This is a genomic window from Desulfolutivibrio sp. (assembly GCF_036584575.1).
GTDB lineage: Bacteria > Desulfobacterota > Desulfovibrionia > Desulfovibrionales > Desulfovibrionaceae > Desulfolutivibrio.
Genome location: NZ_JAZHDB010000037.1, coordinates 24,545 through 38,680 on the forward strand (window position 1 = coordinate 24,545; position 14,136 = coordinate 38,680).

The following is a 14,136-nucleotide window of genomic DNA, read 5'->3' on the forward strand; positions in this document are numbered from 1 at the left end:
GTCGCCCCGCGCCGGAATCGCAACCGGACGGCCTGCCGCCGCCCCACTTGCCAGGCGTTCGTCCAGGCCTTAGGCTCGCCGGATATGAAACGCTACGACGCCCTTTCCCTTTTCTCCGGCGGCCTGGACAGCGTCCTGGCCGCGCGGACCCTCATGGACCAGGGCCTTTCCGTCCTGTGCCTGCACTTCGTGAGCCCTTTTTTCGGCAAGCCCGGGCGTCTTGTCCATTGGCGCGAGGCCTTCGGCCTGGACATCCTGGCCCTGGACGTGGGGCCAGACTACGTGCGCATGCTTTCCGACGGCCCGGCCCACGGCCTGGGCAAGTTCCTCAATCCCTGCATCGACTGCAAGATCTTCATGCTCGACCGGGCCATGGCCCTTTTGCCGGAATACGGGGCCAGGCTTGTGGCCACGGGCGAGGTGGTGGGCCAGCGCCCCATGTCCCAGCGCCTGGACGCCCTGCACGTCATCCGCCGCGACTCCGGGGCCCGGGAGGTGCTGTTGCGGCCGCTGTGCGCCAAGCGCCTGCCCGAGACCCCCATGGAGCAAAGCGGCCTGGTGGACCGGGAACGCCTGCACGCCATGAGCGGCCGAAGCCGCAAGGATCAGCTCGACCTGGCCAGGCGCATGGGCCTGCCCGAGATCCCCACCCCGGCCGGGGGCTGCATGCTCACGGAGATGGAGTCGGTCAGGCGATATTTTCCGATCTTCGTCCACCATCCCGAACCCGGGGCCACGGATTTCGAACTGGCCAACATCGGTCGGCAATACTGGGCGGGCCCCCTGTGGCTGACCATCGGCCGCAACCAGTCCGACAACGCCAGACTGGAGGCGGCCCTGGCCGTAAACGACCTGGTGTTCAAGGTTCGCGACCATCCCGGCCCCCTGGCCCTGGCCCGGCGCCTGCCCGGCGCGGTCTGGGACGAGGCCGCCATCCGCGACGCGGCCGCCTTCGTGGCCTCGTTCTCGCCCAAGGCCCGACTTGCCGGGAAGGAAACGGCCGTCTCCGTCGGCGGCGCGGACATAAGCCCGGTGTGGGCCGTCCCCGCCCGGGAAACCCTGCTGGCCTGGCGCGAACCCGCCTGGGACGAGGCCGCCGGCGACAAGGCCGCGCTTTTCGCCGCCAGACGGCGCACCCGGGAGATGGGCCTCGCCTGACGCCTCCCGGCCCTGACGCCCGTCCCCGGAGAGAGGCCGGATGACCGCTCTCGACCCGCTCTTTCTTCCCACGGATATCCGAAGTCCCCGACCCGTACTGACAATCCGTTGCCAATTCGCCGCCCGTGCCCTACATCCGCGATATGAATACACATGACCTGAAAGGTGTATTCGGTCGAAGATTGCGCCATCTGCGGCAATCCCGCGATCTCACCCAGGCCGCCCTCTCCGAACGTATCGGCATCTCCTTGGACTACCTGTCCAAGATCGAACGTGGGTTGGCCTCCCCTTCTTTTTTCGTCATCGAAAAGCTCTCCCGGCATTTCCAGATCTCCCCGGCCGTCCTGTTCCTCTCCCCGCGCGACTTCGCCGCCGGGGCCGATCAGGAGGACGGCGAGGCCGCCGCCTACCGGGCCCTGGCCTTCATGCATTGCGTTGACCCGATATTCATCGCCAGCACCGAGGCCATCATCGTGGATGCCAACACCGTGGCCGAGCGGGAATTCGGCTGGCAGGCCAGGGAGCTTCTGGGACGCCCCCTGCTGTCGCTGGTGGCCGCCGACTGCCTGGCCTACGTGACCGAGATCGTGTCCCTGTGCGGCAAGGGCACGGACCTGCGCAACGCCAGGGCCTCCCTGCTGGCCCGGGATGGCAAGCACATCCCGGTCATGGTGTCCGTGACCCTTTTGCGTGACAAAAAGAACACCTCGTCCCGCATCGTCTTTGTAGCCAAAACCATGCCGGCGGGGGGTTAGACGCCCCGTTCCGCTCTATGACCTCCGAAAAAAAGCGACGTATCATGGCGTTTTTTTGCACATGCGGACACTGCGGCTGCACCCGGGCGGGGACGGCGATCTTCTGCTGTCCGGTCTGCCAGCTTCTTTTTTGCGAGCACTGCGGACTGGCCCTCTCCGTGAACACCTTCACCTATTGTCCTCGCTGCGCCAGCATGAAGCACCGGGACACCGTGTTGGCCGGACACATCGGTTCGCCCGACGACCCGGCCTGATCCCGCCCGGCTTGCCCCCCGCCCCCGGCAGAGATACACCACGTCCTGGAGGCCGCCATGAAGCTCACGGTCCTTGCCGACAACAATACCCTCATCGACCGCTATTTCCTGGGCGAACCGGGCCTGTCCCTGTTTCTGGAGGCGGACGGCTCACGCATCCTCTTCGACGCGGGTTATTCGGATGTCTTCCTGCGAAACGCCGAGAAGCTGCGCATCGACCTCTCGGACCTCGACCATGTGGCCCTGTCCCATGGGCATCTCGACCACCTGTGGGGCCTGGAGCACCTCCTGCGGCGTCTGACCGAGGACGCCTGCGAGGGCCGTCCCGGGCCGCGTCCCGTGCTCACGGCCCATCCCGACGCCCTGTCCCGGCGGCGCATGGGCCGGGTTCCGGCCATCGGCAACCACTTCTCCCCGGCCGTGCTGGCCGATTTTTTCACCCTGCGGCTGACCAAAGACCCCGTGGCCCTGACCGAGCGCCTGATCTTTCTGGGCGAGATCCCCCGCCACTTCGACTTCGAGTCCGGCCCGGCCCCGGGCGACCGCCTGCGCCACGCCGACCACGAGCTGCCCGCCCCTGGGCAGGCCCCGGCCCCGGGCCTTCCGGACACCCTGGCCGACGATACGGCCCTGGTCTATACCAGCCCCGCCGGACTGGTCATCCTGACCGGCTGCTCCCACGCGGGCGTCTGCAACATCGTGCGCCACGCCCGGCAGGTCTGCGGCGAGACGCGCATCCGGGACATCGTGGGCGGCCTGCACCTGCTTTGCGCTCCGGCCTCCAGGCTTGAGGCCACGGGCCGCTACCTGGCCGAGGCGGCCCCGGCGGCCACCCATCCCTGCCACTGCACGGACCTCGCGGCCAAGATCGCCCTGTCCCGGTTCGTGCCGGTGCTGGAGACCGGATCGGGGCTTGTCCTGGACTATCCGTAAGGCCGCCCGCCGTCCGCGTGTTTGCCTCCGGAGGGCACTTCGTCTAGGGTGTGCCCCGCGCGACGGCCAGTCCCGGCGCCGCGCGTCCATCCCGCACTTTCCCAAGGAGCCACATCATGCGGCGTCCCCATGAACCACGATACGACACAAGTCTTCTGACCGACCACGACATCTATCTCTTCAAGGAAGGCAACCACTTCGATCTGCACGACAAGCTCGGGTCGCACCCCATGACCGTGGACGGAGAACCGGGAACCCTTTTCGCCGTCTGGGCCCCCAACGCCGCCGCCGTGTCCGTGGTGGGCGACTTCAACGGGTGGGATGTCGAAAGCCACCCCCTGGCCGTGCGCCTCGACTCGTCGGGGATCTGGGAGGGTTTTTTGCCGGGCATCGGCCGGGGCGCCCTTTACAAGTACCACATCGTCTCCGCCACCGGCGAATACCGGGGCGACAAGGGCGACCCCTTCGCCCGGTTCTGGGAGACCTCCCCGAAAACCGCCTCCATCGTCTGGGATCTGGACTATGCCTGGGGCGACGGGGACTGGATGGCCGGGCGAGGCGCAAAAAACGCCCTGGACGCCCCCCTCTCCATCTACGAAGTGCATTTGGGCTCGTTTGCCCGGGAGATGGGCGACCGCTACCGCTCCCTGTCCTATCTGGAGCTGGCCGACCGCCTGACCGAGCACGTCCTGGCCTGCGGCTTCACCCACGTGGAGTTTTTGCCGGTCATGGAGCATCCCTTCTTCGGTTCCTGGGGCTACCAGACCCTGGGCTATTTCGCCCCCACCAGCCGTTTCGGCACGCCCCAGGAGTTCATGGCCCTCATCGACCGCCTGCACCAGGCGGGCATCGGGGTCATCCTGGACTGGGTGCCCTCCCATTTCCCCACGGACGGCCACGGCCTGTCCTATTTCGACGGCACCCACCTCTTCGAGCACGCCGATCCCAGGCGCGGCTACCACCCCGACTGGAACTGCTACATCTTCAACACCGGCCGCTACGAGGTGCGGGCCTTCCTCATCTCCAGCGCCATGTTCTGGCTGTCCAAATACCACATCGACGGCCTGCGCGTGGACGCCGTGGCCTCCATGCTCTACCTGGACTATTCGCGCAAAGACGGCGAATGGATCCCCAACATCCACGGCGGCCGGGAAAACCTGGACAACATCACCTTCTTCCAAAAGCTCAACGAGGCCGCCTACACCCGGTTCCCGGACATCCAGACCATGGCTGAGGAATCCACGGCCTGGCCCATGGTGTCGCGTCCGCCCTACATCGGGGGCCTGGGGTTCGGCATGAAGTGGAACATGGGCTGGATGCACGACACCCTGCGCTATTTTTCCCGCGACCCCATCCACCGCAAGTTCCACCACGGCGAACTGACCTTCGGCATCTGGTACGCCTTCACGGAAAATTACATCCTGCCCCTGTCCCACGACGAGGTGGTCTACGGAAAGGGCTCGCTTCTGGGCAAAATGCCCGGCGACGACTGGCAAAAGTTCGCCAACCTGCGGCTTCTGTACGCCCTGATGTACGCCCATCCCGGGAAAAAACTCCTGTTCATGGGCGCGGAAATCGCCCAGTGGAGCGAATGGAACCACGATGCCGAGATCGACTGGCGGCTTCTGGAATACCGCCACCACCGGGGGGTCATGACCTGGGTGCGGGACTTAAACGACCTGTATCGCCGCGAGCCCGCCCTGCATGAACGGGATTTCGAGCCGTCGGGCTTCGAATGGGTCGATTTCCGGGACGCTGAGGCCAGCGTGGTGGCCTTTCTGCGCAAGGGCGCGCGCCCCCAGAACATGGTGCTGGGGGTCTTCAACTTCACCCCCGTGGCCCGGCCCGCCTACCGGGTGGGCGTGCCCATGGGCGGGGTGTGGACCGAGCTGTTAAACAGCGACGCCGATGTCTACGGCGGCTCGGGCCTGGGCAACGCCGGGGCCGTGGCCGCCCAGGACGCGCCCGGGCACGGGCATCCCTACAGCCTGGAGATGGTCCTGCCGCCCCTGTCGGCCGTGCTGCTCACCCCCCAGAACTGGCTCTAGCCCCCTTCCCCGTCACCGCCAACCCCACTACGGAGCTTCCCATGTCCCAAGGCATTCCGGCAGAATTTCCCGGCGTCACCGCCGTGTGCAAGGCCAACATCTATTTCGGCGGCAAGGTCATAAGCCACACCCTGGTGGACGCCGACGGGAAAAAAATCACCCTGGGGCTCATCTTTCCCGGCAGCTATGCCTTCAATACCGGCGCCCCCGAGCGCATGGACATGGTGGCCGGGGCCTGCCGGGTAAAGCTGGCCGGGCGGGAGGGGTTTACCGCCTATCCGGCCGGGACCAGCTTTCTCGTGCCCGGCGATTCGTCGTTCGAGATCGCCGTCGATGACGGGATAGCTGAGTATATCTGCTCCTTCGGCTAAAGCGCGTCCCGTGAGCCAGGTTTTTTCAGCAAAAACACAGGGTGTTTTTTGCTGGTGGCGTGGTCGATGACGGGATCGCCGAGTATATCTGCTCCTTCGGCTAAAGCGCATCCCGTGAGCCAGGTTTTTTCAGCAAAAACACAGGGTGTTTTTGCTGGTGGCGCGGTCGATGACGGGATCGCCGAGTATATCTGCTCCTTCGGCTAGACGTCGCCGCGTTTTTTCCTTGGACTTTCCGGATATTACCCGTAGCCTGTCCCTGAACGGGAGCGACAACGCCTTTCGCCTCGTTCAGGGATGCGTATGCCGCACATGATCTTTCCGGAAACCCCGCCCGCCCGGCCGTATTCGATTCCTCAGGGAACCGCATCGATTTGCCGGACCTCCCGTATACGGACTGTCAGCGCCCCGCCCGGTGTTGCCGCGGGGCGTCATGGCCCCTGAACCCTGGCTCGACGCCCTGCCCCAGAAACGCGCCGAGGCCGCCGACGGCGACCTGTCGGCCCTGTGCGCCACGGCCCACCCCTTCCTGTCCGACGCCGCCGTCAGGCGCCAGATCACCAGGTTAAGCGGCTACCTGACGGGGCTTGCCGAGTCCATGCGCCGCCGGGTCATCGCCTATTCCCTCTACGTCCGCCAGCTCGACGTCATCCAGGCCGCCGCCACCCGGGATTTTTGCCGCGACGGCTGTACACGCCCCCCCGTGGGCTGCTGCAACGCCAACCATTTCGAGATCCTGTCCCTGGCCGACATGATGATCGCCCGCCCCTCCCCGGCGGCCCTGGAGCTCTCCTACGTCATCGGCTCCCTGCAACGCCTGGAGACCTCTTTCGAAGTGGAGCACGGCCGCCGCCTCACCCCCGGGCACTGCGACTGCCTAGCCGGGGATGGCTGCACCCTGCGCCTGTTCAAGTCCCCGCGCTGCGTCCATTACCTGTGCGCCGAACTGGGCCGCGACCTGGCGACCCGCTTCGGGCAGGCGGCGACCCCCTTTTGCGCCGCCATGGGCCAGGTGGCCGTCCAGACCATCACCACCACCGCCGATTTCACCGACCCGGCCATCCTGGACGCGGCCGGGGCGCTTCTCGCCGAAACGCCCCCTGCCCGGGCGTAGGCGCCACGCGTGTCGTTGCTGTCGCCGCACGGGTGTTTTTTTTCTCCCCCCCGCTCGTCTTCGTGCCCGCCGCCGACAACGCACTGATGAAATCCCACATTGGTTTCACCGTGTTGGCCCGCAACGGAAACCCGTCATCGCGTCGCCCGGAATCGATCCTGCGATCTTTTGTTTCTCGACAGCGATATCGGTTTGTGATGTATTCTGCACATTAGTGGAACTCCCCCTCCCCGGCAAAGACGGGAGCCCCGTTTGATCGGCACGGCATCCCGTTGACATGGAAAAGGGAAACATGGTCGAGCCCATGAAAACGAACCCCCGCGTCTCCCCTCCCCGCCTGCTGGCGGCCCTGGCCATCCCCTTCGCCGCCCTGGCCCTGCAATGGCTTTTCTGGGAAGGTATCCGCCCCTACATCTGGTTTCTGTTTTTTCCAGCGGTCTTTTTCAGCTCCTGGGTGGGCGGCCTGCCCGGCGGCCTGGCCTCAACGGTCCTGTCGGCGACCATGGCGGTCGTTTTTTTCATGGAGGCGGACCTCGGGCAGATGCTGAAAAACCCCATGAGCCTTCTGTCCATCGGGGTTTTTTTGTGCATGGGCGTGCTTTTCAGCCTGTCCCACGGCCGGTTGCGCACGGCCAACCGGCTGGCCGCCGAGGCCCTGGAATCCGCCCGCCAGGCCAACGAGAAGCTTCTGGCGGCCAACGCCGACATCACCCGGCTCTACGAAAAGACCCGGGAGATCGACGAACTCAAGACCCGCTTTTTCGCCAACGTCAGCCACGAACTGCGCACCCCCCTGACCCTGATCCTGGCCCCGGTGGACAGCCTCCTAAACGACCCCGGCCTGGCGCCCGCCGCCCGGGCCAGCCTTGAACTCGTCTCCCGCAACGCCCGCCTGCTCTATCATCACGTCAGCGACCTGCTCGATGTGGCCAAGCTCGATTCCGGACGCATGGCCATGCACTATTCCCGGGCCGATCTGGCCCATCTGGTCCGGTTCTCGGCCTCGCTGTTCGAGATGCTGGCCCGGGACCGGCGCGTCCGGTTCGACGTGACCGCCCCCGAGGCCCTGGACGCAACTCTCGACGCCGACAAGACCCAGCGCATCCTGCAAAATCTGCTCTCCAACGCCTTCAAGTTCACCCCGGACGGCGGGCGCATCGGGGTCGCCCTCGCGGCCGTGGACGGACAGGCCGTGATCCGGGTCACGGACAGCGGCCCCGGCGTGGCCCCGCAGATGCGGGAAACCGTGTTCGAGCGCTTCCGGCAGGCCGACGACAGCGCCCGCCGCCGCCACGGCGGCACGGGGCTTGGGCTGGCCATCGTGCGGGAGTTCGCCCTACTGCATAGCGGCTCCGTGGTGCTGGACGAGTCCCCGGAAGGCGGGGCCCGGTTCACCGTGACCCTGCCCCTGGCCGCGCCCGAGGGCACGGTTCTTGGGGACACGCCACACGCCATGGACGATGTTCTGGCCCGGCAGGCCGTGGAGGAACTGCACGCCCCGGCCGCCTGCCCGGTTTCCGTCTCCTCCGGAGCATCCCAGGGCCCGGACGACCCGCGCGGGCTGGTGCTCATCGTGGAGGACAATCCGGACATGAACGCCTTTCTGGCCGCTGCCCTGAAGGACGAATACCGCACGGCCCAGGCCCTCGACGGCCGGGAAGGCTTGGAGAAGGCCCTGGCCCTGCGGCCCGGGCTGATCGTAAGCGACGTCATGATGCCCGGCATGGACGGCGAGGAAATGGTCCGGCGACTGCGCGCCCATCCGGAGACTGCGGACGTGCCGGTGATCATGCTCACGGCCAAGGCCGACGAGGCCCTGCGGACACGGCTTTTGCGAAACATGGTCCAGGACTTCCTGACCAAGCCCTTTTCCACGGCGGAACTGTCGGCCCGGGTGCATGCGCTTCTCAAGGATCGTCAGCGCCAGGAGGAGATGAAAAGGAAAACCCAGGCCCGCTTCGAGGCCACCTTCGAGCAGGCCGCCGTGGGACTGGCCCATGTGGCCCCGGACGGCCGCTGGCTGCGGGTGAACCGCAAGCTGTGCGACATTCTGGGCTACGGGCTGGACGAACTGCGCCGCAAAACCTTCCAGGAGGTCACCCACCCCGACGATCTGGAGGCCGACGTGGCCCATGTGGCCCGGCTGCTGTCTGGAGAAATTCCGTCCTACGCCATGGAGAAGCGGTATGTCCGGGCCGACGGCGGCACGGTGTGGGTCCAGCTCACGGTCTCCCTGGTGCGCGATGACGCCGGTCGACCGGACTATTTCATCTCCGTGGTGGAGGACATCGACCGCCGCAAGGGCGTCGAGACGGCCCTGCGGGAAACCCGGGAACGCTTCACGGTGCTGGTGGAAAACGCCCCTGAGGCCATCTGCATCCTGGAGGACGGCCAGGTGATCTACGCCAACGCGGTCAGCCAGAGCCTCCTGGGCCTGCCCCAGGAACATACCCGCGCGGCCCCCTCCATCCTGGAGTCGGTCGCGCCCGAACACCGGGGCCGGTTCCGGGACTGGATCGCCCTACGGGAGGGCGATGCGGCGGATTCCGCCGCCAACACGGCGTCTCCCGGCGGAGAATTCCGTTTCCTCAAAAAAGGGGGGGGAAGCGTGGACATCGAGGCCTCGGCCGTTCCCCTGTTCCTGAACGGACGGCGGGACGTGCTGCTGTTCGCCCGGAACATCAGCGAACGCAAGCGGGCCTACGAGGAAATCCAAAGCCTGGCCCGGTTCCCCGGCGAAAACCCCAATCCGGTGCTGCGGGTGGCTCCGGACATGACCGTTTTGCACGCCAACAAGGCCAGCGCCGACTTCCTCGACCATTTCCAAAGCGGCCTGGGGCAGCCCTTTCCCACGCCGCACCAGGAGGCCGTGGGTGCGGCCTTCGCCACGGACAGGCCGGTCGTCTTCGAAACGGAGGTGGAAAAGCGGATATTCGCCATGACCGTCCACCCCATCCTGAAAAGCGGTTACGTCAACATCTATGGCATGGACGTCACCGCCCGGAAAAAGGCCGAGGCCCAACTGGTGGCCGCCAAGGAGGCGGCCGAGGCCGCCAACCGGGCCAAGAGCGAGTTTCTGGCCACCATGAGCCACGAGATACGCACGCCCTTAAACGGCGTCCTGGGCATGCTCCAACTGGCCCAGACCACCGCCCTGGACGAGGAGCAGGCCCAATACGTGGCCACGGCCCTGCGCGCCGGGCGGGGCCTGTTGCGCATCCTGGCCGACATCCTGGACATCTCCCAGGTCGAATCGGGACGAATGTCCCTGTCGGCCATGGGATTCGAGGTTCAGGAGGCGCTCCAGCCGGTCGTCAGCGCCTTTGCCCTGGAGGCGGAGAAAAAAGGGGTGGAGCTTTCCTGCGTCGTGGAGCCGTCCACGCCCGATTATTTCTGCGGCGATCCCGGCAGGATACGCCAGGTGCTCTACAATCTGGTGGGCAACGCCCTGAAATACGCCGACGCGGGGACCGTGCGCCTGCGGGTTTTCCCTCTCCCGGAAATCCCGGGCCGGGCGGGAAATCGCCTGTGCTTCGACATCTCCGACACGGGGGTGGGCATCCCTGGCGACAAACAGGCCCGGGTCTTTGAGGCCTTCACCCAGGTCGACGGCTCCTATACCCGCAAATACGGCGGGGCGGGCCTGGGGCTCTCCATCGTCCGCCGGCTGGTGGACCTCATGGGCGGCACGGTGTTTTTATGCAGCCAGGAGGGCGTCGGCACCCGGGTCCGGGTCACCATTCCCGACCAGGGGCAGGCCGAATGCCCCAGGCAGGAGCCCCTCTCCCTAGGGACCGTGGACCGGGGGGCGGGACGCGGATGGCGGATCCTGGTGGTGGAGGACGATCCCGTCAGCCAGTTCGCCGCACGCCGCTACCTGACCAAGCTCGGCTACCAGACGGAATGCGCCGACAACGGCCAACAGGCCCTGGAGGCCCTGCGCGCCGGACGCTTCGACCTGATCCTCATGGACATCCAGATGCCGGTCATGGGGGGCCTGCGCGCCGCGGCCATCATCCGCACCGACGCCACGTTTCGCGACCACGCGGGCATCCCCATCATCGCCATGACCGCCCATGCCATGCTCGGCGACCGGGAGCAGTTCCTGCAGGCGGGCTTAAGCGGCTATGTCTCCAAGCCCGTGGAGCTGTCCGAACTCAAGCAGGCCATCGAACGGGCCATGGACGCCTCCCCAACCACCACCATGCCGCAGTAGGCCGGACGCCCCCCAGACCTGCCCGGTCGAGGATTGATTCCCCCCGGGGCTTGGCGTATCCGTGTCCCCACCCCGGGGCCGGACGCCGCCCCCGGGGCAATCCAGAACAAAGGCTTGCATCCCGTGGGCAACACTCCCCCAAATCCCATCGGCATCTTCGACTCGGGCGTCGGCGGGCTGACCGTGACCCGGGCGGTCATGGAACGCCTGCCCGCAGAGCGCATCGTCTATTTCGGCGACACGGCCCGGGTGCCCTACGGCGTCAAATCGCCCGAGACCGTGAGCCGCTATGCCGCAGAGATCGTGCGGTTTCTGCTCGGAAAGGACGTCAAACTGCTGATCGTGGCCTGCAACACCATGGCCGCCGTGGCCCTGCCGACCATCACCGCCCTGTCCAGCGTGCCGGTCCTTGAGGTCATCGACGCCGGGGCCAGAAGCGCCCTGGCCGCCACCGTAACCGGACGCATCGGCATCATCGCCACCCCCTCCACCGTGCAAAGCGGGGCCTACAAGGCGGCCATCGCCCGGCGCGGCGGCGACGCCTCGCGCACGATATCCCGGGCCTGCCCGCTGTTCGTGCCCCTGGCTGAGGAGGGCTTTCTGGACCATCCGGCCACCCGGCTCATCGCCCGGGAATACCTGGCCCCGGTCCTGGCCGAAGGCCCGGACACGCTCATTTTGGGCTGCACCCACTATCCGCTGTTGCGGCCGCTTTTGCAGGACGAGGCCGGGCCGTCGGTGACGCTGGTGGATTCGGCCACGGCCGTGGCTGCGGACACCCACCGGATTTTGGCCGAGGCCGGGCTTTTGGCCGACGCCCATCACCCGCCGCACCACGACTTCTACGTGACCGACGCCCCCGACCGGCTACGCGGCATCGGCGAGTTGTTTTTGGGCCGCCCCCTGCCGGACGTGCATCTGGTCAGCCTGGGCTGCTGATCGACCCGCCGTCTTTTCGTCCCGGTCGCTTCGACCCTCCGGGCCGCCCGCATGGATCGGCAAGCCCCGCCTCCGGGCCAGGGCGCAGCCGCTCCGACCGTCCCGCCTGTCGTCCAAAAGACATCCTCCGTGCGCCAAGCGGTCACACGGGCGTGGTTCAGTGCCGCCAAACCACCCCGTTCCCGGAGGAAACACCCATGGAAAGACATTTCGACCGTCGCCAGTTTCTGGAGCTTGGCGCGGCGTTTGGCGCGGTGCTGGCCGCCCAGGCCGTGTTCCCCGCCCTGGCCAAGGCCTCGACATCGCAGAAAACCCTGGCCGACTGTCAGGCCATGACCCCGGTGCAGATGGCCGACGCCTCGCCCCATGTGACGGCCTCATGGAAGTATCTGCGCGACGTGGCCGGAACCATCCGCGATCCCCAGGTCCGGACTGCGGTCCTGGCCATCCTGGACAATCCCGCCCCCACCCTGGCCGCCCGCCTGGCCGACGCCAAGGATCGGGCCGCCGTGTGCGCGGAGCTTTCCGCCAAGGGCTACGTCAAGGACGCCACGCCCGACACCCTGCTGCCGCCGCTGGCCGCCGACCCCGCCGCCGCGCTCCAGCCCTTCCGCAGCGCCCCGGGCAGCGGCTACCAGAGCCACCACGCCTATCCCGGCGGGCTGGCCACCCACACGGCCTGCAACATGAAGCTTTCTCTGGCCATCTTCGACGCCTACCGCGACGTCTACGGCTTCGACCTGGACCGCGACGCGGTGGTGGCCTCCCAGATGCTCCACGACCTGCACAAGCCCTGGGTGTTCGCCTGGGGGGAATCGGGCGAGTCGCGGCCGGAAAAGCCCCTGGCCGGAACCGGCGAGCACCATGCCTTAAGCGTGGCCGAATCCATCGTGCGCGGCCTGCCCGCCCCCATGGTGGTGGCCCAGGCCTGCGCCCACAACCATCCCGGGTCGCCCAAGGATGAGGCCGAGGTGGTGGGCTGGATCAAGGCCGCCGCCATCCTGGCCGGGGTCGACCCCGTTCAGAAGGGGCTCTTGGCGACAGGCGGCGAGACCCTGCCCGAGCCCCGGCGCATGGAGGGGTTCGTGTGCCACCTGGGCGACCACGACTGGGTGCTGTCCGTGCCGTCGGCCAAGTGGAGCATCCCGGTGCTCTCAGAAATCGCCCGGGAGCGCTACGGCATGTCCGAGGCGGACCTTACGTCCAAGCCATTTAACAGCTTCCGTAACTACGTCTGCTCCCAGGCCACCTTCATGCGCCTGTATGCGGCCTATTCCACCACGGGAAAAGCCGGGGTGGCGGCCCTGGCCGAGGAACTGGTCAAGCCGGTCTAGGACTGCCCTCTCGCCATAAAAAAAGGTCGGGGTGACAATCTCCCGGCCTTTTTTTATATCTGCGCCCGGCCCATGGGCCGAAATCCCGCAAAACGGACACGTATGGACCTACGGGCCGGAGACCGCATTTCCTCGAAACGCCACAAGGGCGAACTGGTGGTGGCCGTGTCCGGACGCCGCATCCTGGTCTGTCGCAAGGTCAAAAAAGACGGCGCGCCGGGCAATCAGGAGGTCTTGGTGCACCGTGACGACGTGGCGGCGGTCAGGCTGCGGCTGCCCCTCCTCTAGCCGTCGCCGCAAAGGGCCATGTCCACGGCCATGGCCGCATGCAGCGCCGCCGTATCGAAAAGCGGCAACTCCGATTCGGCGGGCGGCAGCAGCATGGCGATCTCCGTGCAGCCCAAAATCACCCCCTGCGCCCCGCGCCCGGCCAACTCCCCCACAACCCGCTCGTATTCCCGGCGGGAAGCCGCAGTGATCCGCCCCTGGCACAGCTCCTCAAAAATCACCCGGTCGATCATGCCCCGATCCTCCGCCTCGGGAATCAGGACCGAGATGCCGTGCTTGCGGGCCAGCCAGCCGGAATAAAAATCCATCTCCATGGTGGCCCGGGTGCCCAAAAGCCCCACCCGGGACAGGCCCGCCGCCGCGACGCCCCGGGCCGCCGCATCGGCGATGTGCACCACCGGGATGGACACAGCCGCCGCCACCGCGTCGTAAACGTTATGCACGGTGTTGCTGCATACAAGCAGAAAATCCGCCCCGGCGCCCGCGATCCGGGCCGCCGCCGGGCACAGCAGGTCCGCCACCCCGTCCCAGTCGCCCGCCGCGAGGCAGGAATTCAGATCGGCGAAATCCACGCTCTCCATGAGGATGCGCGGGGAATGCTGGCCGCCCAGACGGGCCCGCACCCCGGCGTGGATGTCGCGCAGAGCGTTTAAGGTCGATTCGAAACTCATGCCGCCCAAGAGCCCGATGGTCTTCATGTCCTGCCCCCTGTATGGCGCGTCTGCC

General features: G+C 66.9%; 12 protein-coding genes. 11 read left to right on the top strand and 1 reads right to left on the bottom strand.

The genetic code is table 11. The features are described from left to right. Positions 1 to 84 precede the first annotated feature (84 nt). The 11 genes from V3572_RS02790 (at position 85) to V3572_RS02840 (ending at position 13,410) form a co-directional block, all read left to right on the top strand. Positions 85 to 1,158 (top strand): tRNA(5-methylaminomethyl-2-thiouridylate) methyltransferase, encoded by a 1,074-nt coding sequence (locus V3572_RS02790; protein ID WP_332109451.1) that lies wholly within the window; start codon positions 85 to 87, stop codon positions 1,156 to 1,158. A 182-nt stretch (positions 1,159 to 1,340) separates the two neighbouring features. Then, on the top strand, positions 1,341 to 1,913 hold the full coding sequence (locus V3572_RS02795) for a helix-turn-helix domain-containing protein (protein WP_332109452.1): 573 nt from the start codon (positions 1,341 to 1,343) through the stop codon (positions 1,911 to 1,913). A gap of 44 nt (positions 1,914 to 1,957) precedes the next feature. Continuing rightward, positions 1,958 to 2,167 carry a hypothetical protein gene (locus tag V3572_RS02800; protein WP_332109453.1) on the top strand — a complete coding sequence of 70 codons (210 nt, stop codon included), beginning with the start codon at positions 1,958 to 1,960 and terminating at the stop codon, positions 2,165 to 2,167. A gap of 57 nt (positions 2,168 to 2,224) precedes the next feature. Then, complete coding sequence (locus tag V3572_RS02805; RefSeq protein ID WP_332109454.1) at positions 2,225 to 3,100, top strand: MBL fold metallo-hydrolase; 876 nt, start codon at positions 2,225 to 2,227, stop codon at positions 3,098 to 3,100. Positions 3,101 to 3,216: 116 nt separating this feature from the next. Further along, positions 3,217 to 5,148, top strand: a complete 1,932-nt coding sequence (gene glgB / locus V3572_RS02810) for a 1,4-alpha-glucan branching protein GlgB (RefSeq protein WP_332109455.1) — start codon at positions 3,217 to 3,219, stop codon at positions 5,146 to 5,148. Positions 5,149 to 5,189: 41 nt separating this feature from the next. Further along, the gene (ppnP, locus tag V3572_RS02815) at positions 5,190 to 5,519 is read left to right on the top strand and encodes a pyrimidine/purine nucleoside phosphorylase (RefSeq protein ID WP_332109456.1); all 330 of its coding nucleotides are present in this window, start codon (positions 5,190 to 5,192) and stop codon (positions 5,517 to 5,519) included. Positions 5,520 to 5,952: 433 nt separating this feature from the next. Further along, a complete protein-coding gene (locus tag V3572_RS02820; protein WP_332109457.1) occupies positions 5,953 to 6,633 on the top strand; it encodes a hypothetical protein in 681 nt (226 codons plus the stop codon). Positions 6,634 to 6,937: 304 nt separating this feature from the next. Further along, the gene (locus tag V3572_RS02825) at positions 6,938 to 10,849 is read left to right on the top strand and encodes an ATP-binding protein (RefSeq protein WP_332109458.1); all 3,912 of its coding nucleotides are present in this window, start codon (positions 6,938 to 6,940) and stop codon (positions 10,847 to 10,849) included. A gap of 123 nt (positions 10,850 to 10,972) precedes the next feature. Next, complete coding sequence (gene murI / locus V3572_RS02830; RefSeq protein WP_332109459.1) at positions 10,973 to 11,788, top strand: glutamate racemase; 816 nt, start codon at positions 10,973 to 10,975, stop codon at positions 11,786 to 11,788. Positions 11,789 to 11,985: 197 nt separating this feature from the next. Further along, a complete protein-coding gene (locus V3572_RS02835) occupies positions 11,986 to 13,122 on the top strand; it encodes a metal-dependent phosphohydrolase (protein WP_332109460.1) in 1,137 nt (378 codons plus the stop codon). Positions 13,123 to 13,224: 102 nt separating this feature from the next. After that, the gene (locus V3572_RS02840) at positions 13,225 to 13,410 is read left to right on the top strand and encodes a hypothetical protein (RefSeq protein ID WP_332109461.1); all 186 of its coding nucleotides are present in this window, start codon (positions 13,225 to 13,227) and stop codon (positions 13,408 to 13,410) included. Here the strand turns inward: V3572_RS02840 and V3572_RS02845 are convergent. Then, positions 13,407 to 14,108, bottom strand: a complete 702-nt coding sequence (locus V3572_RS02845) for an aspartate/glutamate racemase family protein (RefSeq protein ID WP_332109462.1) — start codon at positions 14,106 to 14,108, stop codon at positions 13,407 to 13,409. The genes V3572_RS02840 and V3572_RS02845 overlap by 4 nt on opposite strands. Between the last annotated feature and the right edge of the window lie 28 nt (positions 14,109 to 14,136).

Excerpts from the sequence above, each read along its gene's own strand:
- ppnP (WP_332109456.1), top strand. The coding sequence starts at position 5,190 with ATGTCCCAAGGCATTCCGGCAGAATTTCCCGGCGTCACCGCCGTGTGC.
- V3572_RS02845 (WP_332109462.1), bottom strand. The coding sequence starts at position 14,108 with ATGAAGACCATCGGGCTCTTGGGCGGCATGAGTTTCGAATCGACCTTA.
- V3572_RS02800 (WP_332109453.1), top strand. The coding sequence starts at position 1,958 with ATGGCGTTTTTTTGCACATGCGGACACTGCGGCTGCACCCGGGCGGGG.
- V3572_RS02825 (WP_332109458.1), top strand. The coding sequence starts at position 6,938 with ATGAAAACGAACCCCCGCGTCTCCCCTCCCCGCCTGCTGGCGGCCCTG.
- glgB (WP_332109455.1), top strand. The coding sequence starts at position 3,217 with ATGCGGCGTCCCCATGAACCACGATACGACACAAGTCTTCTGACCGAC.
- V3572_RS02820 (WP_332109457.1), top strand. The coding sequence starts at position 5,953 with ATGGCCCCTGAACCCTGGCTCGACGCCCTGCCCCAGAAACGCGCCGAG.
- V3572_RS02805 (WP_332109454.1), top strand. The coding sequence starts at position 2,225 with ATGAAGCTCACGGTCCTTGCCGACAACAATACCCTCATCGACCGCTAT.
- V3572_RS02835 (WP_332109460.1), top strand. The coding sequence starts at position 11,986 with ATGGAAAGACATTTCGACCGTCGCCAGTTTCTGGAGCTTGGCGCGGCG.
- V3572_RS02840 (WP_332109461.1), top strand. The coding sequence starts at position 13,225 with ATGGACCTACGGGCCGGAGACCGCATTTCCTCGAAACGCCACAAGGGC.
- V3572_RS02790 (WP_332109451.1), top strand. The coding sequence starts at position 85 with ATGAAACGCTACGACGCCCTTTCCCTTTTCTCCGGCGGCCTGGACAGC.